This window comes from Pseudomonas sp. DCB_BI, assembly GCF_026240995.1.
Taxonomy (GTDB): domain Bacteria; phylum Pseudomonadota; class Gammaproteobacteria; order Pseudomonadales; family Pseudomonadaceae; genus Aquipseudomonas.
Genome location: NZ_JAPFCG010000003.1, coordinates 120,146 through 139,320, shown reverse-complemented (window position 1 = coordinate 139,320; position 19,175 = coordinate 120,146). Strand labels below are relative to the sequence as shown.

Genomic DNA, 19,175 nt, shown 5'->3' with positions numbered 1-19,175 from the left:
CACAAAGGGCCATCGACTCTTCATGAATAGCCGAATCATCAAACCGCTGTGCACGGTAATCGCCTTGTTGGTCGGCGCAGTCATCCTCTGGCAGGCCTACACCACCTTCCAGGCCCGCTACCTGCGCCCGTTCGACAACCAGGCCACGCTGTTCGACGGCAGCCAACTGCAACTACCTGTAGGGCTGGCCGGCCCCGGCCCGGTTCGTGTGGTGCATTTCTGGGACCCGGCGTGCCCGTGCAATGTCGGCAACCAACAGCACCTGGGCGACCTGGTGAGCCAGTTCGCAGGCCACGGCGTTACCTTCCACGTGCTGCAAAAGCCCGGTAGCCACGGCCAGCTACCCGCTAACCTCAGCAGCTTGCAACCCATCACCGATCTGCCCGGCAGCCAGCACCTGCCCGCTTCCCCGGCCGTAGCCATCTGGGACCAGCAAGGCCGCCTGGCCTACTTTGGCCCGTACAGCGAAGGCGCGGTGTGCAACGCCAGCAACAGCTTCATCGAACCAATCCTCAGGGCCCTGCTCGACGGCCGCCAGGTCAGCGCCTCCAATACCCTGGCCGTGGGCTGCTACTGCCCTTGGGCGGGCTGACGCACCCGCGCAGGGTTACCCACCACCGTCGCACCCGCCGGCACGTCCCGGGTTACCACGCTGCCAGCGCCGACCACAGCATTGTCGCCAATGGTCACCCCCGGCAGGATGATCGCCGCACCGCCAATCCACACGTTGTCGCCGATCGTCACAGGCCGCCCACTCTCCAGGCCACTGCGCCGCACTTCAGGGTCAAGCGGATGGTCCGCCGCGTAGATTTGCACATTGGGGCCGATCTGGCAGTGGTCGCCGATACGCACGGGCACCACGTCGAGGATCACGCAGTTGAAGTTCACGAAGGTATTGCGGCCGACACTGATGTTGTAGCCGTAGTCGCAATAGAACGGCGGGCGAATCACTGTGCCTTCGCCGGCCTGATTGAAGTGCTCGACCAACAGCCCATGACGCGCATCATTCAGCAGTTCGACACTGCCGTTGTAGTGATTCATCCAGTGCTTGTTGGCGATCTGCTCGGCTTGCAGCTCGGGGCAGCCAGCGTGGTAGAGCTGGCCGGTGAGCATTTTCTGTTTTTCGCTGAGGGACATGGAAACTCCTTTGGGGGGCTATGCTCTGTTCGCGAATCCACCGATGATCGGACCCTATTTTCTGCTTGAACGCACAAGGAGTCTGCATGAAGCGCAGCCTGACCCTGCTGGCCGTGGTGGTTGCCGTGGCCGCCGGCGCCGGTTACTGGTACGTACAGGGCAAGCTGCCGCGACGCGACGGCGAGGTCGCCATCGCCGGCCTGCAGGCGCCGGTCAGCGTACGCTATGACGCCCGTGGCGTGCCGCACCTGCAGGCACAGAGCGAGCCAGACCTGTACCGCGCCCTGGGCTACGTGCATGCCCAGGACCGGTTGTTCCAGATGGAGATCATGCGCCGCCTGGCGCGTGGCGAGCTGGCCGAAGTACTGGGCAACAAGCTGCTGCCCACCGATACCCTGTTCCGCAGCCTGCGCATACGCGAGCAGGCCGCGCTGATGGCCAAGCGTCAGGACCCGCAGTCGCCCGCCGGGCAGGCCCTGCAAGCCTACCTGGAGGGGGTCAACAGTTGGCAGGCCAGCCACCCCAAGCCGATGGAATTCGACCTGCTCGGCATCCCCCCACGCCCGTTCACCGCCGAGGACACACTGAGCATCGCCGGCTACCTGGCCTACAGTTTTGCCGCAGCGTTCCGCACCGAACCGGCGCTGACCTACATCCGGGATCAGCTGGGCCCCGACTACCTGAACGTCTTCGTCCAAGGCTGGCAACCCGACGGGGCGCTGGGCAAGCCGCTGGCCGCGGCCGACTGGCGCACCCTGGAAGCCCTCGCCCGCCTGAGCCACGAAGCGCTGACCGACGCCGGCATCCCCCAGTTCGAAGGCAGCAACGCATGGGCCGTTTCAGGCAGCCGCACCCGCAGTGGCAAGCCATTGCTGGCCGGCGACCCACACATCAGCTTCGCGGTGCCAGCGGTGTGGTACGAGGCTGAGCTTTCGGCGCCCGGCTTCAACCTCTATGGCTACTTCCAGGCGCTCAACCCATTCGCTCTGCTCGGCCACAACCGCGACTTCGGCTGGAGCCTGACCATGTTCCAGAACGATGACGTCGACCTGATCGCCGAGCGCAGCAACCCGGCCGACCCCAACCAAGTCATGGTCGGCGGTAAATGGCAGGCGCTGGAAACAACCGAGCAGCAGATTGCGGTCAAAGGCGAAACGCCGGTCACCATCAGCCTGCGCCGCTCGCCCCATGGCCCGATCGTCAACGACGTGCTGGGCAACACCGCCGGGGCCACGCCAATCGCCATGTGGTGGGCGTTCCTGGAAACCGAAAACCCTATCCTCGACGGCTTCTACCAGCTCAACCGCGCCGACACCCTGGCCAAGATGCGTGAGGCCGCAGGCAAGGTTCACGCACCAGGCCTGAACTTTGTCTGGGCCAACGCCCGCGGCGATATTGGCTGGTGGGCGGCGGCGAAGCTACCGATACGCCCGGACGGCGTCGACCCGGCGTTCATCCTCGACGGCGCCAGCACGCAAGCCGACAAGCTCGGTTTCTATCCGTTCAGCGTCAACCCGCAGCAAGAGAACCCAACACAAGGCTACATCGTCTCGGCCAACTACCAGCCGCCAGCGGCGGTGCCGGTACCGGGTTACTACAACCTGCCCGACCGTGGCCGCCAGCTCGATCGCTACCTGGCCAACCCTGACGTGAAGTGGGACACCCAGAACAGCCAGGCGCTACAACTGGACACCGCCAGCGACTATGGCCCGCGTACCCTGGCCCCACTGCTGGCAACCCTGCGCGGTATAGCCGTAGATGACGAAGAGAAGGAGCTGGTCGAGCAACTGGCGGCCTGGGCTGGCGACTACCCGCTGGACTCGACCACTGCCACGCTGTTCAACCAGTTTCTCTACGAATTGGCGTTCGCGGCCCTGCATGACGAACTGGGCGACACCTGGTTCCCGGTACTGATCAGCACCCGAGCCATCGACGACGCCCTGCCGCGGCTGGCGGCAGATGCCGATTCACCTTGGTGGAACACCCGTGGTGGCAACCAGCGTACCGACCGTACGGCGGTGGTGCGTACGGCATGGCAGAACAGCCTGAAGCACCTGCGCGATACGCTGGGCAACGACCCGGCGCGCTGGCAGTGGGGAAAGGCCCATACCCTGACCCACAACCATCCACTGGGGGTGAAAAAGCCGCTGAACCTGCTGTTCAACGTTGGTGCGTTCGCTGCGCCAGGTACCCACGAGGTACCCAACAACCTCTCGGCAAAGATTGGCCCGGCGCCATGGCCGGTGACCTATGGGCCGTCTACCCGACGGTTGATCGACTTTGCCGATGCCGGGCAGGCGCTGACCAGCAACCCGGTCGGGCAGAGTGGCGTGCCATTTGACCGGCATTACTCGGACCAGGCCGAGGGGTATGTGCAGGGGCAGTATCAGCGAGCGCAGATGGGGGTGATTCCGGCGCAAAGTACCTTGCGATTGATACCAGGCGGATGATTCTGAGGGTACTACTGGCGCGGGTGGTTCGGCGTACGCCGCGCATTGTTGTGCGGCCTTGCGCCGCGAATGGGCCGCAGAGCGGCCCCGAAACAAAACGCCGACACAAGCGTGTCGGCGTTGGTCATGCCAGGACCTGCAACCGGATCAGAACGCCGGCAGCACAGCACCCTGGTACTTCTTGGCGATGAATGCTTTCACTTCCGGGCTGGTCAGCGCCTTGGCCAGTTTCTGCATGGCCTCGCTATCCTTGTTGTCCGGGCGGGCAACCAGGAAGTTCACGTACGGCGAGTCGGCACCTTCGATCACCAGCGCATCCTTGGCCGGATTCAGGCCGGCTTCCAGGGCGTAGTTGGTGTTGATCATGTCCAGGTCCACCTGGTCCAGCACGCGCGGCAGCATGGCCGACTCAAGCTCGCGGAACTTCAGCTTCTTCGGGTTCTCGGCGATGTCCTTGGGGGTAGCCAGGGCGTTTTTCGGGTCTTTGAGGGTAATCAGGCCAGCCTTCTGCAGCAGGATCAGCGCACGGCCGCTGTTGCTCCCCTCGTTCGGGATAGCCACGGTAGCGCCGTCCTTCAGCTCGCTAAGGCTCTTGACCTTCTTCGAGTAACCACCGAACGGCTCGACGTGCACGCCGACCACTGTCTCCAGGTGGGTGCCCTTGCCTTCGTTGAAGCTCTTCAGGTACGGCAGGGTCTGGAAGTAGTTGGCATCCAGGCGCTTCTGGTCAACCTGCACGTTCGGCTGGACGTAGTCGGTGAAGACCTTGATCTGCAGGTCCACGCCTTCTTTCGCCAGGGTCGGCTTGATCAGCTCGAGGATTTCGGCATGGGGTACCGGGGTAGCAGCAACCACCAGTTTCTCGGCAGCGGCGGCCAGGCCGGAGAACGACAGGGCAGCGGCCAGGGCAGTGGTGAGCAGGGTCTTCTTCATGGTGGTCCTTGTTCTGATTCTGGGCCATCAGCGATGGCGAATGGGGTGCCCAACCGATTCACCAGCGGGCATGAGGCGGACAATACCTAGATTTTTTATTCCGTAACAATATCTTTTACTTAGCTGCTTATTCCAAAACCAAAATGCCACCAGTCACTTTGCTTATGAGTGATGTCTAGCGCGCGTGCTTGAGCAGATCGAGATCTTCAGGCTGGATCTCAACACCGTCATTCACCAGCAAGGCAAAGTGGATGACGTTCTCGAGCTCGCGGGTGTTGCCAGGCCATGGATGGGCCTCCAGCACGTGCTGCGCAGCCTCGCTTACCAAGGGCACAGGGCGCTGCAGGCGCACACTGTAGATGCCCACGAAATACTCGGCCAGCGGCAGGATATCGCCCGGCCGCTCGCGCAACGGGGGCAGCTCCAAAGCCCCTTCGCGCAGGTATTGGTAAAGGCGTTCGTTAAAGCGCCCCGCACGCACTACCCGTGCCAGGTCGATGCTGCTGGCGGCCACCAGGCGCACATCCACCGGCTGCGGCTGTTGCGCGCCCACCCTTATGACCTCGCGGTTCTCCAGGGCCGCCAGCAGCTTGCCCTGGATGGCCAGCGGCAAGTCGGCAATCTCGTCCAGGTACAGCGTGCCGCCGTTGGCCGAGCCGAACCACCCAGCGCGGCTGCTGGCCGTGCCGCCATGGGTGCCGGCGCTGTAGCCGAACAACTCGGCGTCGGCGTAGGTGGGGCTGATAGCTGCGCAGTTGACCGACACGAATAGCCCGCCCCGGTCGCTGGCGCGGTGAATCTGCCGCGCGAGCAGCTCCTTCCCGGTGCCAGTCTCGCCACGGATCAGCACCGGCAAGGGTTGCGGCGCCAGGCGCTCAAGGTCCTCGCGCAGTTGCTGCGAGCGTGGGTCTATGAACACCAGCGCCTTGGCGCGGATGCTCAGCGGGCTCTTGTCCAGCTCGGGGAAGGTCAGCAGTGGCTGGCCAAACGGGTTTTGAAACGTCATGACGAACTCCCGCCCCAGGCCTTCATTGGCCGGGCGTCAGGTAAACGGAAAACGCTAAGGCCTATCAGGCGCGACGCAGTGCGCGCTGCTCGACCCGGCTTTGCAAGCGATACAAGTAGGCGAAACCTTGTTCCCAACGCTCATGGCCGGACTTGACGTTGATGTGCCCGGCGTTGCTCAGCAACCCCGCTTCGGCGCCCCACGCCTGGGCCAGGTACAGCGCCCGCGGCACGCTTACGGCAGGGTCGTTGTCAGAGCTGACGACCTGGCTGGGGAATGGCAAGGCTTCGGTCGGGATCGGCGCAAAGTTGCGCAGGGCCGGCGCACAGGTCGGCCGTTCGACGTCTGCCGGTGCCACCAGCAATGCACCCCGCACCTGCCGCCGCAAGGCCGGGCTGGCCTGCGCAGCCCAATGGGCGACAGTGACGCAGCCAAGGCTGTGGGCAATCAGGATCACCGGCGAGCGCTCGGCGGCGATCGCCTGCTCCAGCGCCTGGACCCAGTCCTGCCGTTGCGGGGTGAGCCAGTCGTGCTGCTCGACCCGCGCACTGTTGGGCAGGGTGCGCTGCCAGTGACTTTGCCAATGGTTGTCTGGCGATCCTTGCCAGCCCGGCACAATCAGGTAACGAATCGACTCATTGCGCATGGGGACGCCTCCAGTAAGTTTGCGTGCTTGGAGACAAGTATAGGGAGGGAGTTATATTCGTAAAGGAATAAGAAGCTATTTATTAATAACCAAACAACAGATAGCGTGTGCGATCCCTGTGGGAGCGGGCATGCCCGCGAAGCAAGCACCGCGGTGGATGGCACGGGCTTCGCCCGTGTTCGCGGGCACGCCCGCTCCCACCCGGATCAGGCAAAAAAAAGAGGGCCAACCCCTGCCAAGAGATGTGGCCCATAAGCACTTGCCTGAAGAGGTTTTGCAGGTATCAGCGCGCGGTTATCACTGCCAGTTTGCTGATCCCCGCACGTTCGATGGCTGCCATGGCCCGCGCCACTTCGCCGTAGTTCACGCCGTCATCGGCCTGCAGTTGCACACGCACGTCCGCGTCCTTGTCCTTGGCAGCCCTGAGGTTGGTTTCCAGCAGGTCGGGCTGGATCTGGTCCTTGTTGATGAACAGCTTGCCTTCACCGTCAATGCTGACCACCAGCGGGTCCTTCTGCTCCACCGGGGCCACGGCCTCGGTCTTGGGCAGATTGATAGGGATGGCGTTGGTCAGCAGCGGCGCGGTGACGATGAACACCACCAGCAGCACCAGCATGACGTCTACCAAAGGCGTGACATTGATTTCACTGAGGACTTCGTCGCTGTCCTGGGTCGAAAAGGCCATATCAGGACGCCTCCTTCACCGGCTGGGTGAAACCGGCCTGGGCTTTGTGCACAGCCGGGTGCACCAGCACGCGGAAGGCGCTCTTCTGCGCCAGGCTGTAGAAGTCGTGGGCAAAGTCATCCAGGTCGGCAGCCGTCAGCTTGAGGCGGCGCAGGAAATAGTTGTACACCAGCACCGCCGGCACCGCGACGGCGATACCTACACCGGTTGCCACCAGTGCAGCACCAATCGGCCCGGCCACGGTTTCCAGGCTGGCAGAGCCGGCCGCGCTGATACCCTTGAGCGCTTCCATGATGCCCCACACGGTGCCGAACAGGCCGATGAAGGGCGACGTGCTGCCGATACTGGCAACCACTGCCAGGCCGGTTTCCAGCGAGCGGCGCTCACGCACGATTTGCTGGCGCAACGCGCGCTCCAGGCGGTCCTGGTGGTTGATGGCGTGGCTCAGGTCATTGGCCTGGGTTTCGCCCACGGCGATTGCAGCGTAACCAGACTGGGCCACGCGGGCAGCCGGGCCAGGCAGCTCGTGGCTGAGTTGTGCCGCCGAGTCCAGGCTGGAGGCAGCCCAGAACTGCTGGTGGAAGCGTTTGTCCTGGTTCTTCAGCCGCACGAATTGCGCGACCTTGACCAGGGCAAGCCCCCACGTGACGACAGAGAAACCAACCAGCAGCCAGATGACTGCGCTTTCAACGGACTCAAGGGGGGATGCCAGCAGGCTCATGATGATGTCTTCCTGTGTTCTGCGAAAAAGTTAGCGAAGCTTGAAATCGATCGGCACGCTGACCCAGCCGGCCTGGGCCACGTCGCCCTGCTTGGCAGGCACGAAGCTCCAGCGCTTGACCGCGGCTAGCGCAGCGGCATCCAAGGCATCGCGGCCGCTGCTCTTCTGGATCTGAATTTGCCCGGGCTTGCCGCTGGGCAGCACCTCTACGCGCAATAGCACGGTGCCTTCCCAGCCACGACGCTGGGCCATCTGCGGATACTCCGGTGCCGGGTTTTTCAGGTACGCGGCGTTTGCCGAAGCCGGGGTTATCGGGGCCGGGGCAGGTGGTGCCGGAGCAGGCGGGGCCGGCGCCGCGACAGGCCTCGGCGGTGGTGCTTCGACCGGTTTGGGCTGGGGCTTCGGCGCTTGCTTGACCACTGGCTTGGGCACGGGCTTGGGCTTGGGTTTGGGCTTGGCGGCCAGTTCGTCGACTGCCGGTGGCGGTGGCACGACAACGGGCGGCGCAGGGGCTGGCGGCGGCGGCTCGACCACGGGCGGTGCCGGTGCGGCGAATTCGATGGTCATGGGCGGCACCTGCGGCGGCACCACCGGCAGCACTGGCGTGGGTGCCTGGCTGACCCAATACCCAGCTGCGCCATGCAGGGCCAGCACTAGCAGGCCGAGCACCAGCTTGTCGCGGCGCTTGAGCCCGCTGACCGGCGTGCGTTGCAGGCGCAGCTGGCCCAGTGGCAGGCGAAGCGTGCGTCCAAGCTCGACCAGGTCGCCCGGGGCCGGGCCCCATGGCTGGTCGTAGGCCCTGACGGCCGACTGGACATTACCCATTGATAAAAACTCCTGGGGTCTCGATTCAGGTGTGTGGCTGAATCATCGGGGCCAGAGGCTTATCTCTTAAAGTAATGTTTAAAATTATAGTTATAACTTAATTGAATAATGTTTTTGATGGGCAGCGTCAAAGCTACGGATTGCGTGGGCTGCGGCTTTCAGAGGTAAGAGCGATGCATTGAGGGCATACAAAATATTTGCGCAAGGCATGAGATTGCCGCGAGGCTCGCACCCTTGTTCACTTAAGCAATCGGGGCCGCCTTGCGGCCCTTCGCGGGCAAGCCCGCTCCCAAAGCAGCGTGCATTCCTTGAGGTTTGCGCCGTACTTGTAGGAGCAGGCTTGCCCGCGAAGGGCTGCAAGGCAGCCCCAATCGATGTCACATCGGGCTTAGGTGAACAGCATCAAGACCAAGCCCGGGCCTTTCACTCACAAAGCCGGCTCAGATGTCCGCCACCTTCTGCCAAACCTTTGGCCGGAAGAACAACGTCTCTCCCCGCGCCAACCCGGTCAGGCTGTCATGGTCCTTGACCACTTCGGCTTCGATCAGCTCGCTCTGCCCTTCCACCTTCAAGGTCACCCGTGTGGTCGCGCCCAACGGCCGGATATCTCGCACCTCGGCGGCATGGTGCCCTTCGGTCTCATGGCGCGACAGCGACACTTCGTGCGGGCGGAACAGCACATGGTGCCCTTCGCTCAAGGCCAACCGGTTGGAATCGCCGAGGAAGTGATAGACGAAATCGTTGGCCGGCTGTTCGTACACCTCGCCTGGCGAGCCGATCTGCTCGATCACACCTTTGTTCATCACCACAATACGGTCAGCCACTTCCATGGCCTCCTCCTGGTCGTGGGTGACAAACACCGAGGTCAGGTTGATATCCTCGTGCAGCCGCGCCAGCCAGCGGCGCAGCTCTTTGCGCACCTTGGCGTCCAAGGCACCGAACGGCTCGTCCAGCAGCAGCACCTTGGGCTCCACTGCCAAGGCGCGGGCCAGGGCAATACGCTGACGCTGGCCGCCAGACAGCTGCTCCGGGTAGCGGTCGGACAGCCAGTCCAGCTGCACCATGTTCAGCAGTTCATGCACCTTCTCGGCAATCCTGCTCTCGCTCGGGCGCTCGCCCTTGGGCTTCATGCGCAGGCCAAAGGCAACGTTGTCGAACACGCTCATGTGACGGAACAACGCGTAGTGCTGGAACACGAAACCGACGTTGCGGTCGCGCACGTCATGGCCGGACACGTCCTCACCATGGAACACGATGTTGCCCTGGTCCGGGGTTTCCAGGCCGGCGATGATGCGCAGCAGGGTGGTCTTGCCGCAACCGGACGGGCCGAGCAAGGCCACCAGTTCGCCGCTGTTGATGTCCAGGTTGATGTTGTCCAGGGCCTGGAAGCTGTTGAAGCGCTTGCTGACGTTACGAACTTCGATCGACATGAATCATTCCTCCGCGGCGCTGTGGCGCAGGCGGTTAATACGGTTCTCGCTCCACTGCTTGAGCAGCAGGATGAAGAGCGCCAGGATCAGCAACAGGCTGGCCACGCTGAAAGCCGCGACGTGGTTGTACTCGTTGTAGAGGATCTCCACGTGGAGCGGCAAGGTGTTGGTCACGCCACGGATGTGGCCGGACACCACCGACACCGCGCCAAACTCGCCCATGGCCCGTGCAGTACACAGCACCACGCCATAGATCAGGCCCCACTTGATGTTCGGCAGGGTCACGTGCCAGAACATCTGCCAACCATTGGCGCCGAGCAGGCGTGCGGCCTCCTCCTCTTGCGTGCCCTGCTCCTGCATCAGCGGGATCAGCTCACGGGCCACGAACGGCACGGTGACGAAGATGGTCGCCAGGACAATGCCGGGCAGTGCGAAGACGATCTGGATATCGTGGTCCTGCAGCCACGGCCCGAACAGGCCTTGCGCGCCGAACATCAGCACGTAGACCAGGCCCGCGATCACCGGCGACACCGAGAACGGCAGGTCGATCAGGGTGACCAGGATGCTCTTGCCGCGGAAGGTGTACTTGCTCACGCACCACGCAGCGCTGACTCCGAACACCAGGTTCAGCGGCACCGAGATGAACACGGCGAGCAGGGTCAGCTTCAGCGCCGACAAGGCGTCAGGCTCGAAGATCGCCTCGAAGAAGGTACCAAAACCGTTCTTCAGCGCCTGCGACACCACGATGACCAGCGGCAGCAGCAGGAACAGCGCGAACACCAGCCAGCCAAGGCCGATCAGGATGCGGCGCGAAGTGGCACTGCCACGGCGGGCGGCGTTGGCGGCGGCGCTGGTACTCAGGGATGAACTGGACATGCCGGCCTCCTTCAAGGGGTTTCGATACGGCGCTGCAGCAGGTTGATCAGCAGCAGCAGGATGAAGGAAACCACCAGCATCAGCACGCCGATGGCGGTCGCGCCGGTGTAGTCGTACTGGTCGAGCTTGACCATGATCAGCAGCGGCAGGATTTCGGTTTTCATCGGCATGTTGCCGGCGATGAAAATCACCGAGCCATACTCGCCCACGCCACGGGCGAAGGCCAACGCAAAGCCCGTGAGCCAGGCCGGCAGCAGTGCCGGCGCCAGGATGTGGCGGAACACCTGCAATGGCTTGGCGCCCAGGCAGGCCGCGGCTTCTTCCACTTCACGCGGGATATCGGCCAGCACCGGCTGCACCGTGCGCACCACGAACGGCAGGGTGACGAAGGTCAGTGCCAGGGTGATACCCAGCGGGGTGTAGGCGATCTTGAAGCCCAGGTCGGTGGCGAACTGGCCGACCCAACCCTGCGGTGCATACAAGGCGGTCAGGGCGATGCCGGCAACGGCAGTGGGCAGGGCGAAGGGCAGGTCGATCATGGCGTCGATGATCTTGCGCCCTGGGAACGTGTAACGCACCAGCACCCAGGCCAGCAGGGTACCGATCACACCGTTGATGATGGCGGCGAACAGGGCGGTGCCGAAGCTCAGCTTGAGCGCAGCGATCACCCGCGGCGCACTGATGATGTTCCAGAACTGCTCGAAGGTGAGCTGCGAGGCATGGATGAACATGGCCGCCAGCGGTATCAGCACGATCAGGCTGAGGTACACCAAGGTGTAGCCCAGCGTCAGCCCGAAGCCGGGTATGACGGGGGAAATACGACGTGACATAAGTATCCCTGGTTGAATGCACTTGGCCCAGTATCGATCCGGGGCCGGTGCAGGCTTCTGAATCCTGGGGCTGCTTTGCAGCCCATTCGCGGCACAAGGCCGCTCCCACAGGGATCGCGGTTCCACGGGGGATCGCGGCTCTTTGTGGGAGCGGCCTTGTGCCGCGAATGGGCCGCAAGGCGGCCCCCGCTTTTCCTTGGCGTTTACTGTGCCTGATAGATCTGGTCGAACACACCGCCATCATTGAAGAATTTCGGTTGTGCCGTCTTCCAACCACCAAAATCCTTGTCGATGGTCACCAGGTCGAGTTTCGGGAACTGCTTGCCGAACTCGGCAGCCACTTTCTCGTCACGCGGGCGGTAGAAGTTCTCCGCAGCAATCTTCTGCCCGGCCGGGCTGTACAGGTGCTTCAGGTACTCGGTGGCAATCTCGGTATTGCCCTTCTTCTCGGCGTTCTTGTCCACCACCGCGACCGGCGGCTCGGCCAGGATCGACAGCGACGGTACAACGATGTCGAACTTGTCAGCCCCACCGTCTTCCTTCAGCGCCAGGAAAGCTTCGTTTTCCCAAGCCAGCAACACGTCACCCTGGCCGTTGTTGACGAAGGTGATGGTCGAGCCACGGGCGCCGGTGTCCAGCACAGGGACGTGCTTGAACAGCTCCTGGACATATGCCTTGGCCTTGTCTTCGCTCCCGCCGGTCTTCAGGCCGTAGGCCCAGGCGGCAAGGAAGTTCCAGCGCGCACCGCCAGAGGTTTTCGGGTTGGGGGTAATGACCGACACGTCCTTCTTGATCAGGTCGCCCCAGTCCTTGATGCCCTTCGGGTTGCCCTTGCGTACCAGGAACACGATGGTCGAGGTATACGGGGTGCTGGCGTCCGGCAGGCGGGTCTGCCAGTTGTCCGGCAGGGTCTTGCCCAGCTTGGCGATTTCGTCGATGTCGCCGGCCAGGGCCAGGGTCACCACGTCGGCACGCAGGCCGTCGATCACCGCACGCCCCTGTTTACCCGAGCCACCGTGGGATTGCTGGATCTTCACCTTGTCGCCCGGGTGGGCCTGCTGCCAGTGCTTGATGAACTCGGCGTTGTACTGCTGGTACAGCTCACGGGTCGGGTCGTAGGACACGTTCAGCAGTTCGTAGTCCTTGGCGATGGCGGAACCGGCAAAAACAGCACTGGCCAGGGCGGCGAGCGCATAACGGCGAATGGACATGGTGAAGCTCCCGATTGGCATTTTTCTAGTTTTGAATGGGTGGCGCGATCAGCCGGTCTTGTTGCCGGGCTGTTGCAGGCGGAACTTCTCCTTGCGCTCGATCTGGACGACCTGAGCGTTGTGCACAGTGATCTCCACCGCACCGAACCGCAGGTCGCGCAGGGCGCTCTGGATTTCCCGCAGAATGGTGGCTTCGTCCTGACCGTCGATGCTACGCAGGGATGCACTCATGCTCGTTCTCCTTGGAGTGAGGGTGCCGGGCAGAGGTATGAAGGGGATTTGCGCCTGGCTTGAGGGCAATAGTAGTGAGGCGGAGTTATTCTTAAAAATACTGTTTAAGAATTTTTATATAACCAAAATAAATTCACGATTTCGCAGACGCCAGAACCCCCTGTGGGAGCGGGATCACCCGCTCCCACAAGGTCCGTACAAGGCTTCAGTTCTGTTTCTGCGGCTCGCGGATCTTGTACCAGGCCACGTACAGTGCCGGTAGGAACAGCAGCGTCAGCAAGGTGGCCACGATGATCCCGCCAATCATCGCGTAGGCCATCGGGCCCCAGAACACCTCGCGGGCAATCGGGATCATGCCCAGGCTCGCCGCCGCCGCAGTCAGCAGGATAGGCCGACGACGATGGTTGGTGGCCTCCACCACCGCATCCCACGGCGAGAAGCCCTGGGCTTCGAACTCGTCGATCTGGGTCACCAGGATCACCGAGTTGCGAATGATGATACCCGCGAGCGCCAGAATGCCGAGGATCGCCACAAAGCCCATCGGCGTGCCCGTAGGCACCAGCGCCAACACCACGCCAATCAGCCCCAGCGGCGCCACGCTGACCACCAGGAACAGCTTCTGTACGCTGTGCAACTGGATCATCAGGAAGGTCGCCATGAGGAACAGCATCAGTGGGAGGACCTTGGCGATCGGCCCCTGGGCCTTGCTGCTTTCTTCAACCGTACCACCCGTGGCCACTTCGTAACCGACCGGCAGCTTGCTGGCGAACTCGTCAATTTTCGGCTTCAGTTGGGCCACCAGGTCGGTGGGCTGGATGTCGCCGTTGACCGAGGCTTTGATGGTAATGGTCGGTTTGCGGTCGCGCCGCCATACCAATGGCTGCTCCAGCTCGTAGCGCACGGTGGCGAACGACAGCAGTGGGATCGAGGTGCCGTTGGGGGTGAGGATCTGCAGGTTCTGCAGAGTATCGGGCGAACCGCGCTCGCTGTCTTCGGCGCGGGCGACCACGTTGACCAGGTAGATGTTGTCGTTGACCTGGGTTATCTGCACGCCACTGACGATGCTGTTCATCACATTGGCCACGTCTTCCGACGATAGCCCCAGCTGGCGCGCCTTGTCCTGGGCGATCTCCACGCGCAGCACCTTACCGGGCTCGTTCCAGTCATAGATCATCTCGCCGATGTGCTCGTTCTGGTTAAGCAAGGTGGCCAGGTCGATGGCGTGCTTGCGCACCTCGTCGATACTGGAGCCACTGACCCGGTACTGGATCGGCCGACCCACCGGCGGGCCCATTTCCAGCGATTGCACGTTGGTGCCGATGCCGACGAATTCTTCATGCAGGATCTTCTGCAGGCGCTCGATCATGCCTTGGCGCTCTTCGAAGCCCTTGCTGACAATGACCAGCTGGGCGTAATACGGGTTCTGCAGCTGCTGGTCGAGCGGCAGGTAGAAGCGGATGGCGCCCTGGCCAATGTAGGTGCTCCAATGCACCAAATCGGGGTCATCCTTGATGCGGGCCTCGAAACGGTCGACCACCTTTCGGGTTTCCTCGATCGAAGCGTTTTGCGGCAGGTTCAGGTCGACCAGGATCTCCGGGCGGTCCGAGGAGGGGAAGAACTGGTTCTGCACGAAACGCATGCAGAACAGCGACAGGGCAAACAACAGGATGGTGCCGATGATCGTCAGCCAGCGATGACGCATGCACCACAGCAGCCCCCCTTCAAACGCCCTGCCGACCCGCCCAGGCTCGGCTTCGTGGGCCTTGAGCTTGCTGCTGCTGAGAATATGCACACCCAGCACCGGGGCGAAGAACACGGCAACGATCCATGACACCAGCAAGGCTACGGCAATGACCGCGAACAAGGTGTAGGTGTATTCGCCCGCGGAGCTGGCGTTGAGGCCGATCGGCACAAAGCCGGCCACGGTCACCAGAGTGCCGGTGAGCATCGGGAAAGCCGTGGAGGTATAGGCAAAGGTAGCCGCCTGCTCCTTGCTCTCGCCCATCTCCAGCCGGGTGACCATGACCTCCACGGTGATCATCGCATCATCTACCAACAGCCCCAGGGCAATGATCAACGCGCCCAGCGAAATCCGCTGCATGGTGATGCCGCTGTATTCCATGAACACGAACACCATCGCCAGCACCAGCGGAATCGAGCAGGCCACCACCAGGCCTGCGCGCATGCCCAGGCTGACGAAGCTCACCGCCAGCACGATCACCACCGCTTCGAACAGCGCACTGGTGAAACCGCCAACCGCCTGTTTGACCACCACCGCCTGGTCCGACACGGTGTGCACGCCAACACCTATCGGCAGGTCTTCGATGACTTGGTCCATGCGCTTTTTCAGCGCAGCACCGAATACCTGCATGTTGCCGCCAGCCTTCATGCCAATGGCCAAGCCGATCGCGGTCTGGCCGTTGTACCGGAACATCGGTGACGGCGGGTCGACATAGCCGCGCTCGATGTCAGCGATATCAGCCAGGCGGAAGAAGCGGTCGTTGATCTTGAGGTTGACGGTTTGCAGGTCCTTTTCCGAGGCGAACTGCCCGGAGGTACGCACCGAGATACGCTCCGGCCCAGCCTCGATCACCCCGGCCGGGGTGACCGCATTCTGCGCTTGCAGGGCCTGCATGACCTGGCGCTGGTCTATGCCCAGGGCGGCCAGCTTGCGGGTGGAGAAGTTCAGGTACAGCACTTCGTCCTGGGTACCGACAAACTCGATCTTGCCAATGTTGGGTACATCGCGTACTTCGGCCCGCGCCTGCTCTACATAGTCACGCAACTGACGCATGGTCAGGCCGTCGGCGGTAAAGGCGTAGATCGAGCCGAACACGTCACCGAACTCGTCGTTGAACCCCGGGCCCTGGATCCCGGCGGGGAACTGGCCACGAATGTCCTGGATCTTCTTGCGCACCTGGTACCAGATTTCCGGGATGTCCTCGGCCTTGGTGGTGTCACGCAGGTACACGTAGACCGTGGACTCGCCCGGGCGGGTGTAGCTCTTGGTGTAATCCAGCGAGTCGAGCTCCTCGAGCTTCTTCTCGATGCGGTCGGTAACCTGGTACAGGGTTTCATCCTGGGTTGCACCGGGCCAGCGGGTCTGGATGACCATGGTCTTGATGGTGAACGACGGGTCTTCCTCACGGCCCAGGTTGAAATAGGAAAAAATCCCCATCAGCAGGCCGACGAACATCAGGTACCAGACGAACGATTGATGCTTGAGTGCCCAGTCGGACAGGTTGAAGCTTCCTTTCATTGCGCATCCTCGTCGAAGGCGACCTTCTGGCCAGGCTTGAGGCTGTTAACGCCGGCAGTTACCACACGCTCGCCTGGCTGCACGCCGGAAGCCAGGATGATGCTGTCGGACGTGCGGTCGATCAGGGTGACGTCGCGGGGGGTAACCGTCTTCTGCTGGGTGTCGATCACCCACACCTGGGTCTTGCCGTCACGCTCGAGCAAGGCACTCAGGGGCAGCTCGCTGCGTGGGGATACTTGCGAAGTCAGGGTGACACTGATCGCAGTACCCAGGTGGAACGCTGCCGGGGTGCTCGCCAAGGTCAGTCGCGCACGGCGGGTACGGGTTGTCGGGTCGGCCTGCGGCTCCAGCTCGCGCAGGGTGGCGGTGGTGTCGATGGTAGGGTCGAGCTGCGAGGCGACAGTGAAGGTCAGGTCCTTGTTCAGTTGCTCAGCCAGGCCGATCGGCAGGTCGATCACTGCCTCCTTCACATCGGGCCGGGCCAAGGTCACCACGGCCTGCCCGGCGGTCACGGTTTGCCCGGCTTCGGCCTGCCAGGCGGTGATTACCGCCGCGTGGTCGGTGCGCAGGGTGCTGTAGTCGAGCTGGTCGCGGGCCTGGCTGAGTGCCGAGCGCGCCTGCTCCAGCGCGGCACTGGTGGTTTTCAGGTTGGTCTGGGCAATGTCCAGTTGCGCCTGGGCACCCACGCCACGGTCATACAGCTGTTGCTGGCGCCGGGCATCTGCCTGGGCATTGATCCATTGCGCCTGCACCTTGGCCAGGTCGCCTTCGGCGGCACGCAGCTGGTTCTGCTGGTCGGTGGGGTCGAGGGTGGCCAGCGTATCGCCCGGCTTGACCTGGGCGCCCACATCCAACCAGCGGCGGGCAATGCGCCCGGAAACCCGAAAGCCCAAAGTGCTTTCAAAGCGCGCTTCGATATTGCCGGCAAAGCGGCCCAGCTGCGACTGTACCTGGGGCTCCACTTTCACCGACAGTACTGGCCGGATCGGCTCTGGGGCTTGGTCCTCGCTTCCGCAGCCGGCCAGCAGCATGGCGGCCGAGAGCATCAGCAGCAGGCGTGTCATAACTCACCCCCTTGGGCCTTGGCATCGACCTTCTCAACCTGCATGCCCGGGTGCAGCAGCTGGCTGCCATTGACCACCACGGTCTCGCCCGCCTTCAAGCCGCTGGCGATCACGATCTTGCCGGTCAGGTAGCGGCTGACCTCGACCTTGCGCAATTCGACCTTGTCACCTTCGCCCACTACCCAGACGGCAGGCCCATGCAGTGCCTTGGTCAAGGCCGACCACGGCAGCTCGATGCTCGGCCGCCCCACCGCATTGGTGCTGGCCGTTACCGGCGCGCCCAGCTGCATGCCCGGTGGCACGTCCTTCAGGGCTACCTTGACCTGCACCGTGCCGCTTTGCGCCGACACGGTAGGTGTGATTTCACGGACAAACCCGTGCGCCTGGACCTTGGGGTCGTCCAGCAGGCTGACAATCACCCCGGCATCGCTGGGCGGCGCCACCAACAAGGATTCATAAACGTTGAACACCGCGTCGCGGTCACCGTCCACGGCCAGGCTGAAAATCGGCATGGTCGCTTGCACCACCTGGCCAACTTCGGCTTGACGCTCGGTGATCACCCCGGCGGCCTCTGAGACTAGTGCGGTGTAGCTGAGTTGCTCGTTGGCATTGGCCAGTTGCGCCTGGGCGGCCTTGAGCGCGCTCTGATTGCTGCGCAGCGAAGCTTCGGCAGCATCGTATTCGCTCTGGCTGGTGTAGCCCTTGGGCAGCAGCTTTTGCTGGCGTACGAAGGCCGCGCTGGTCTGGGTGACCCGCGCCTGTGCGGCGAAGACCTCGGCTTTAGCGGAGTTGACGTTGTTCTGCAGGTCTTTTGGGTCCAGCCGCGCCAGCACCTGGTTGGCCTTCACATGATCGCCCACGTCCACACTGCGCGAAATGATCTTGCCGCCAACGCGGAACGACAGGTCGGTCTGCACCCGCGCCTGTACGTCGCCGGTCAGGGTGACCCTGGCAGCGAAATCGGTGGGCTGCACCTGTTGCACGCCTACCCGAGGCAATGTCTCGGGGACCTCTTCCTTGCTACAGCCAGTGAGCATGTAAAGCAGCCCGAGGCAGACGACCGACAACGGACGTATCAACGCCATGCTGGCTCCTTGCTTGTGCACAAATGATTTGTGGAATGCGACTGTGAGCGTAGTTCAGGGTTCGATAAACATCACTGACGTGGGTCAGTCCGGTAATTTCACAGCCGGTGGGGGCCTCTTCGCGGGTGAACCCGCTCCCACGGAGATTGTGCCTATGCTGAATCCTGTGCAGTACCTGTGGGAGCGGGTTCACCCGCGAAGAGGCCAGTACAGGTACACATAACCGCTGCCATATCCAGAAACCATCCACTGCCTTGTGCGGGCGTCACAGTCACTACCTTTGGGAGACCATCTGCCTTACAAGGAAGAACCTGATGCCTAGGGCTCAATCCCATCTGCTTCGTCGTGGTCGCTATTCAGAACTCGGCAGGCTTTATCTGCTGACCACCGTTACCCATCAGCGAAAGCCGCTATTCGATGAGTTCCACCATGCCCGCTTGGTCATTCAACACTTGCGGCAATCCGATCAGGAACAAGCCTGCCGTTCACTGGCCTGGGTGTTGATGCCAGACCATCTGCACTGGCTGATCGAATTGAAAGGAACAACGCTGGATGCCTTGATGCGCAGGTTCAAGTCAAGGTCCAGTCTCGATTTACATCAGGCAGGGGTTGAACATCATCCGGTATGGCAGCCTGGGTATCAGGACCGGGCATTGAGAAGGGAGGAAAGCATGGTTCATGTCGCCCGGTACATTGTTGCCAATCCCTTGAGGGCTGGATTGGTAAGAAGTATCAGGGACTATCCGCACTGGGATGCAGTCTGGCTTTGAGTGTGTGCTGGGGGCA

Annotated in this window: 18 protein-coding genes; 3 read left to right on the top strand and 15 right to left on the bottom strand. The window is 62.6% G+C overall.

Annotation, left to right across the window (positions count from 1 at the left end):
- Positions 1 to 22: 22 nt before the first annotated feature.
- The gene (locus OO258_RS04615) at positions 23 to 592 is read left to right on the top strand and encodes a DUF6436 domain-containing protein (RefSeq protein WP_266029016.1); all 570 of its coding nucleotides are present in this window, start codon (positions 23 to 25) and stop codon (positions 590 to 592) included.
- Here OO258_RS04615 and OO258_RS04610 read toward each other — a convergent pair.
- Positions 571 to 1,137 (bottom strand): sugar O-acetyltransferase, encoded by a 567-nt coding sequence (locus tag OO258_RS04610; RefSeq protein ID WP_266029015.1) that lies wholly within the window; start codon positions 1,135 to 1,137, stop codon positions 571 to 573. The genes OO258_RS04615 and OO258_RS04610 overlap by 22 nt on opposite strands.
- 86 nt (positions 1,138 to 1,223) lie before the next feature.
- Between OO258_RS04610 and OO258_RS04605 the strand changes: the two genes are divergently transcribed.
- On the top strand, positions 1,224 to 3,587 hold the full coding sequence (locus tag OO258_RS04605; protein WP_266029013.1) for a penicillin acylase family protein: 2,364 nt from the start codon (positions 1,224 to 1,226) through the stop codon (positions 3,585 to 3,587).
- Positions 3,588 to 3,734: 147 nt separating this feature from the next.
- On the opposite strand, the gene OO258_RS04600 is transcribed toward OO258_RS04605, so the two are convergent.
- The 14 genes from OO258_RS04600 to OO258_RS04535 all read right to left on the bottom strand — a co-directional run bounded on the left by OO258_RS04600 (position 3,735) and on the right by OO258_RS04535 (position 18,389).
- Entirely contained in the window at positions 3,735 to 4,520 is a 786-nt protein-coding gene (locus OO258_RS04600; protein WP_266029012.1) for a MetQ/NlpA family ABC transporter substrate-binding protein, read from the bottom strand.
- Between the two features lie 175 nt (positions 4,521 to 4,695).
- A complete protein-coding gene (locus OO258_RS04595) occupies positions 4,696 to 5,526 on the bottom strand; it encodes a sigma 54-interacting transcriptional regulator (RefSeq protein WP_266029011.1) in 831 nt (276 codons plus the stop codon).
- Positions 5,527 to 5,590: 64 nt separating this feature from the next.
- Entirely contained in the window at positions 5,591 to 6,172 is a 582-nt protein-coding gene (locus OO258_RS04590; protein WP_266029010.1) for an alpha/beta hydrolase, read from the bottom strand.
- 283 nt (positions 6,173 to 6,455) lie between these two features.
- Positions 6,456 to 6,857: an ExbD/TolR family protein gene (locus OO258_RS04585; RefSeq protein ID WP_266029009.1), complete on the bottom strand. Its 402-nt coding sequence runs from the start codon at positions 6,855 to 6,857 to the stop codon at positions 6,456 to 6,458.
- 1 nt (position 6,858) lies between these two features.
- The gene (locus OO258_RS04580) at positions 6,859 to 7,578 is read right to left on the bottom strand and encodes a MotA/TolQ/ExbB proton channel family protein (protein WP_266029008.1); all 720 of its coding nucleotides are present in this window, start codon (positions 7,576 to 7,578) and stop codon (positions 6,859 to 6,861) included.
- Positions 7,579 to 7,608: 30 nt separating this feature from the next.
- Positions 7,609 to 8,403 carry an energy transducer TonB gene (locus OO258_RS04575; protein WP_266029007.1) on the bottom strand — a complete coding sequence of 265 codons (795 nt, stop codon included), beginning with the start codon at positions 8,401 to 8,403 and terminating at the stop codon, positions 7,609 to 7,611.
- A 440-nt stretch (positions 8,404 to 8,843) separates the two neighbouring features.
- Complete coding sequence (locus OO258_RS04570) at positions 8,844 to 9,833, bottom strand: sulfate/molybdate ABC transporter ATP-binding protein (protein WP_110743321.1); 990 nt, start codon at positions 9,831 to 9,833, stop codon at positions 8,844 to 8,846.
- A gap of 3 nt (positions 9,834 to 9,836) precedes the next feature.
- Positions 9,837 to 10,709 carry a sulfate ABC transporter permease subunit CysW gene (cysW, locus tag OO258_RS04565; RefSeq protein WP_110743322.1) on the bottom strand — a complete coding sequence of 291 codons (873 nt, stop codon included), beginning with the start codon at positions 10,707 to 10,709 and terminating at the stop codon, positions 9,837 to 9,839.
- 11 nt (positions 10,710 to 10,720) lie between these two features.
- A complete protein-coding gene (cysT, locus tag OO258_RS04560; protein WP_010955699.1) occupies positions 10,721 to 11,539 on the bottom strand; it encodes a sulfate ABC transporter permease subunit CysT in 819 nt (272 codons plus the stop codon).
- Between the two features lie 203 nt (positions 11,540 to 11,742).
- A complete protein-coding gene (locus tag OO258_RS04555) occupies positions 11,743 to 12,750 on the bottom strand; it encodes a sulfate ABC transporter substrate-binding protein (protein ID WP_110632752.1) in 1,008 nt (335 codons plus the stop codon).
- Between the two features lie 48 nt (positions 12,751 to 12,798).
- The gene (oscA, locus tag OO258_RS04550; RefSeq protein WP_003258557.1) at positions 12,799 to 12,981 is read right to left on the bottom strand and encodes a sulfur starvation response protein OscA; all 183 of its coding nucleotides are present in this window, start codon (positions 12,979 to 12,981) and stop codon (positions 12,799 to 12,801) included.
- Positions 12,982 to 13,186: 205 nt separating this feature from the next.
- Positions 13,187 to 16,240, bottom strand: a complete 3,054-nt coding sequence (locus tag OO258_RS04545) for an efflux RND transporter permease subunit (RefSeq protein WP_266029006.1) — start codon at positions 16,238 to 16,240, stop codon at positions 13,187 to 13,189.
- On the bottom strand, positions 16,237 to 17,304 hold the full coding sequence (locus OO258_RS04540) for an efflux RND transporter periplasmic adaptor subunit (protein ID WP_266029005.1): 1,068 nt from the start codon (positions 17,302 to 17,304) through the stop codon (positions 16,237 to 16,239). The genes OO258_RS04545 and OO258_RS04540 overlap by 4 nt, the downstream gene beginning before the upstream one ends.
- Entirely contained in the window at positions 17,301 to 18,389 is a 1,089-nt protein-coding gene (locus OO258_RS04535) for an efflux RND transporter periplasmic adaptor subunit (RefSeq protein WP_266029004.1), read from the bottom strand. The genes OO258_RS04540 and OO258_RS04535 overlap by 4 nt, the downstream gene beginning before the upstream one ends.
- Before the next feature lie 314 nt (positions 18,390 to 18,703).
- Here OO258_RS04535 and OO258_RS04530 point away from each other — a divergent pair, with 314 nt between their 5' ends.
- Positions 18,704 to 19,159, top strand: coding sequence for an REP-associated tyrosine transposase (locus OO258_RS04530; RefSeq protein WP_266029003.1), 456 nt, complete (start codon positions 18,704 to 18,706; stop codon positions 19,157 to 19,159).
- Positions 19,160 to 19,175: the final 16 nt, after the last annotated feature.

Coding starts and splice junctions, on each gene's coding strand:
- OO258_RS04615 (WP_266029016.1), top strand. CDS start 23: ATGAATAGCCGAATCATCAAACCGCTGTGCACGGTAATCGCCTTGTTG.
- OO258_RS04610 (WP_266029015.1), bottom strand. CDS start 1,137: ATGTCCCTCAGCGAAAAACAGAAAATGCTCACCGGCCAGCTCTACCAC.
- OO258_RS04605 (WP_266029013.1), top strand. CDS start 1,224: ATGAAGCGCAGCCTGACCCTGCTGGCCGTGGTGGTTGCCGTGGCCGCC.
- OO258_RS04600 (WP_266029012.1), bottom strand. CDS start 4,520: ATGAAGAAGACCCTGCTCACCACTGCCCTGGCCGCTGCCCTGTCGTTC.
- OO258_RS04595 (WP_266029011.1), bottom strand. CDS start 5,526: ATGACGTTTCAAAACCCGTTTGGCCAGCCACTGCTGACCTTCCCCGAG.
- OO258_RS04590 (WP_266029010.1), bottom strand. CDS start 6,172: ATGCGCAATGAGTCGATTCGTTACCTGATTGTGCCGGGCTGGCAAGGA.
- OO258_RS04585 (WP_266029009.1), bottom strand. CDS start 6,857: ATGGCCTTTTCGACCCAGGACAGCGACGAAGTCCTCAGTGAAATCAAT.
- OO258_RS04580 (WP_266029008.1), bottom strand. CDS start 7,578: ATGAGCCTGCTGGCATCCCCCCTTGAGTCCGTTGAAAGCGCAGTCATC.
- OO258_RS04575 (WP_266029007.1), bottom strand. CDS start 8,403: ATGGGTAATGTCCAGTCGGCCGTCAGGGCCTACGACCAGCCATGGGGC.
- OO258_RS04570 (WP_110743321.1), bottom strand. CDS start 9,833: ATGTCGATCGAAGTTCGTAACGTCAGCAAGCGCTTCAACAGCTTCCAG.
- cysW (WP_110743322.1), bottom strand. CDS start 10,709: ATGTCCAGTTCATCCCTGAGTACCAGCGCCGCCGCCAACGCCGCCCGC.
- cysT (WP_010955699.1), bottom strand. CDS start 11,539: ATGTCACGTCGTATTTCCCCCGTCATACCCGGCTTCGGGCTGACGCTG.
- OO258_RS04555 (WP_110632752.1), bottom strand. CDS start 12,750: ATGTCCATTCGCCGTTATGCGCTCGCCGCCCTGGCCAGTGCTGTTTTT.
- oscA (WP_003258557.1), bottom strand. CDS start 12,981: ATGAGTGCATCCCTGCGTAGCATCGACGGTCAGGACGAAGCCACCATT.
- OO258_RS04545 (WP_266029006.1), bottom strand. CDS start 16,240: ATGAAAGGAAGCTTCAACCTGTCCGACTGGGCACTCAAGCATCAATCG.
- OO258_RS04540 (WP_266029005.1), bottom strand. CDS start 17,304: ATGACACGCCTGCTGCTGATGCTCTCGGCCGCCATGCTGCTGGCCGGC.
- OO258_RS04535 (WP_266029004.1), bottom strand. CDS start 18,389: ATGGCGTTGATACGTCCGTTGTCGGTCGTCTGCCTCGGGCTGCTTTAC.
- OO258_RS04530 (WP_266029003.1), top strand. CDS start 18,704: ATGCCTAGGGCTCAATCCCATCTGCTTCGTCGTGGTCGCTATTCAGAA.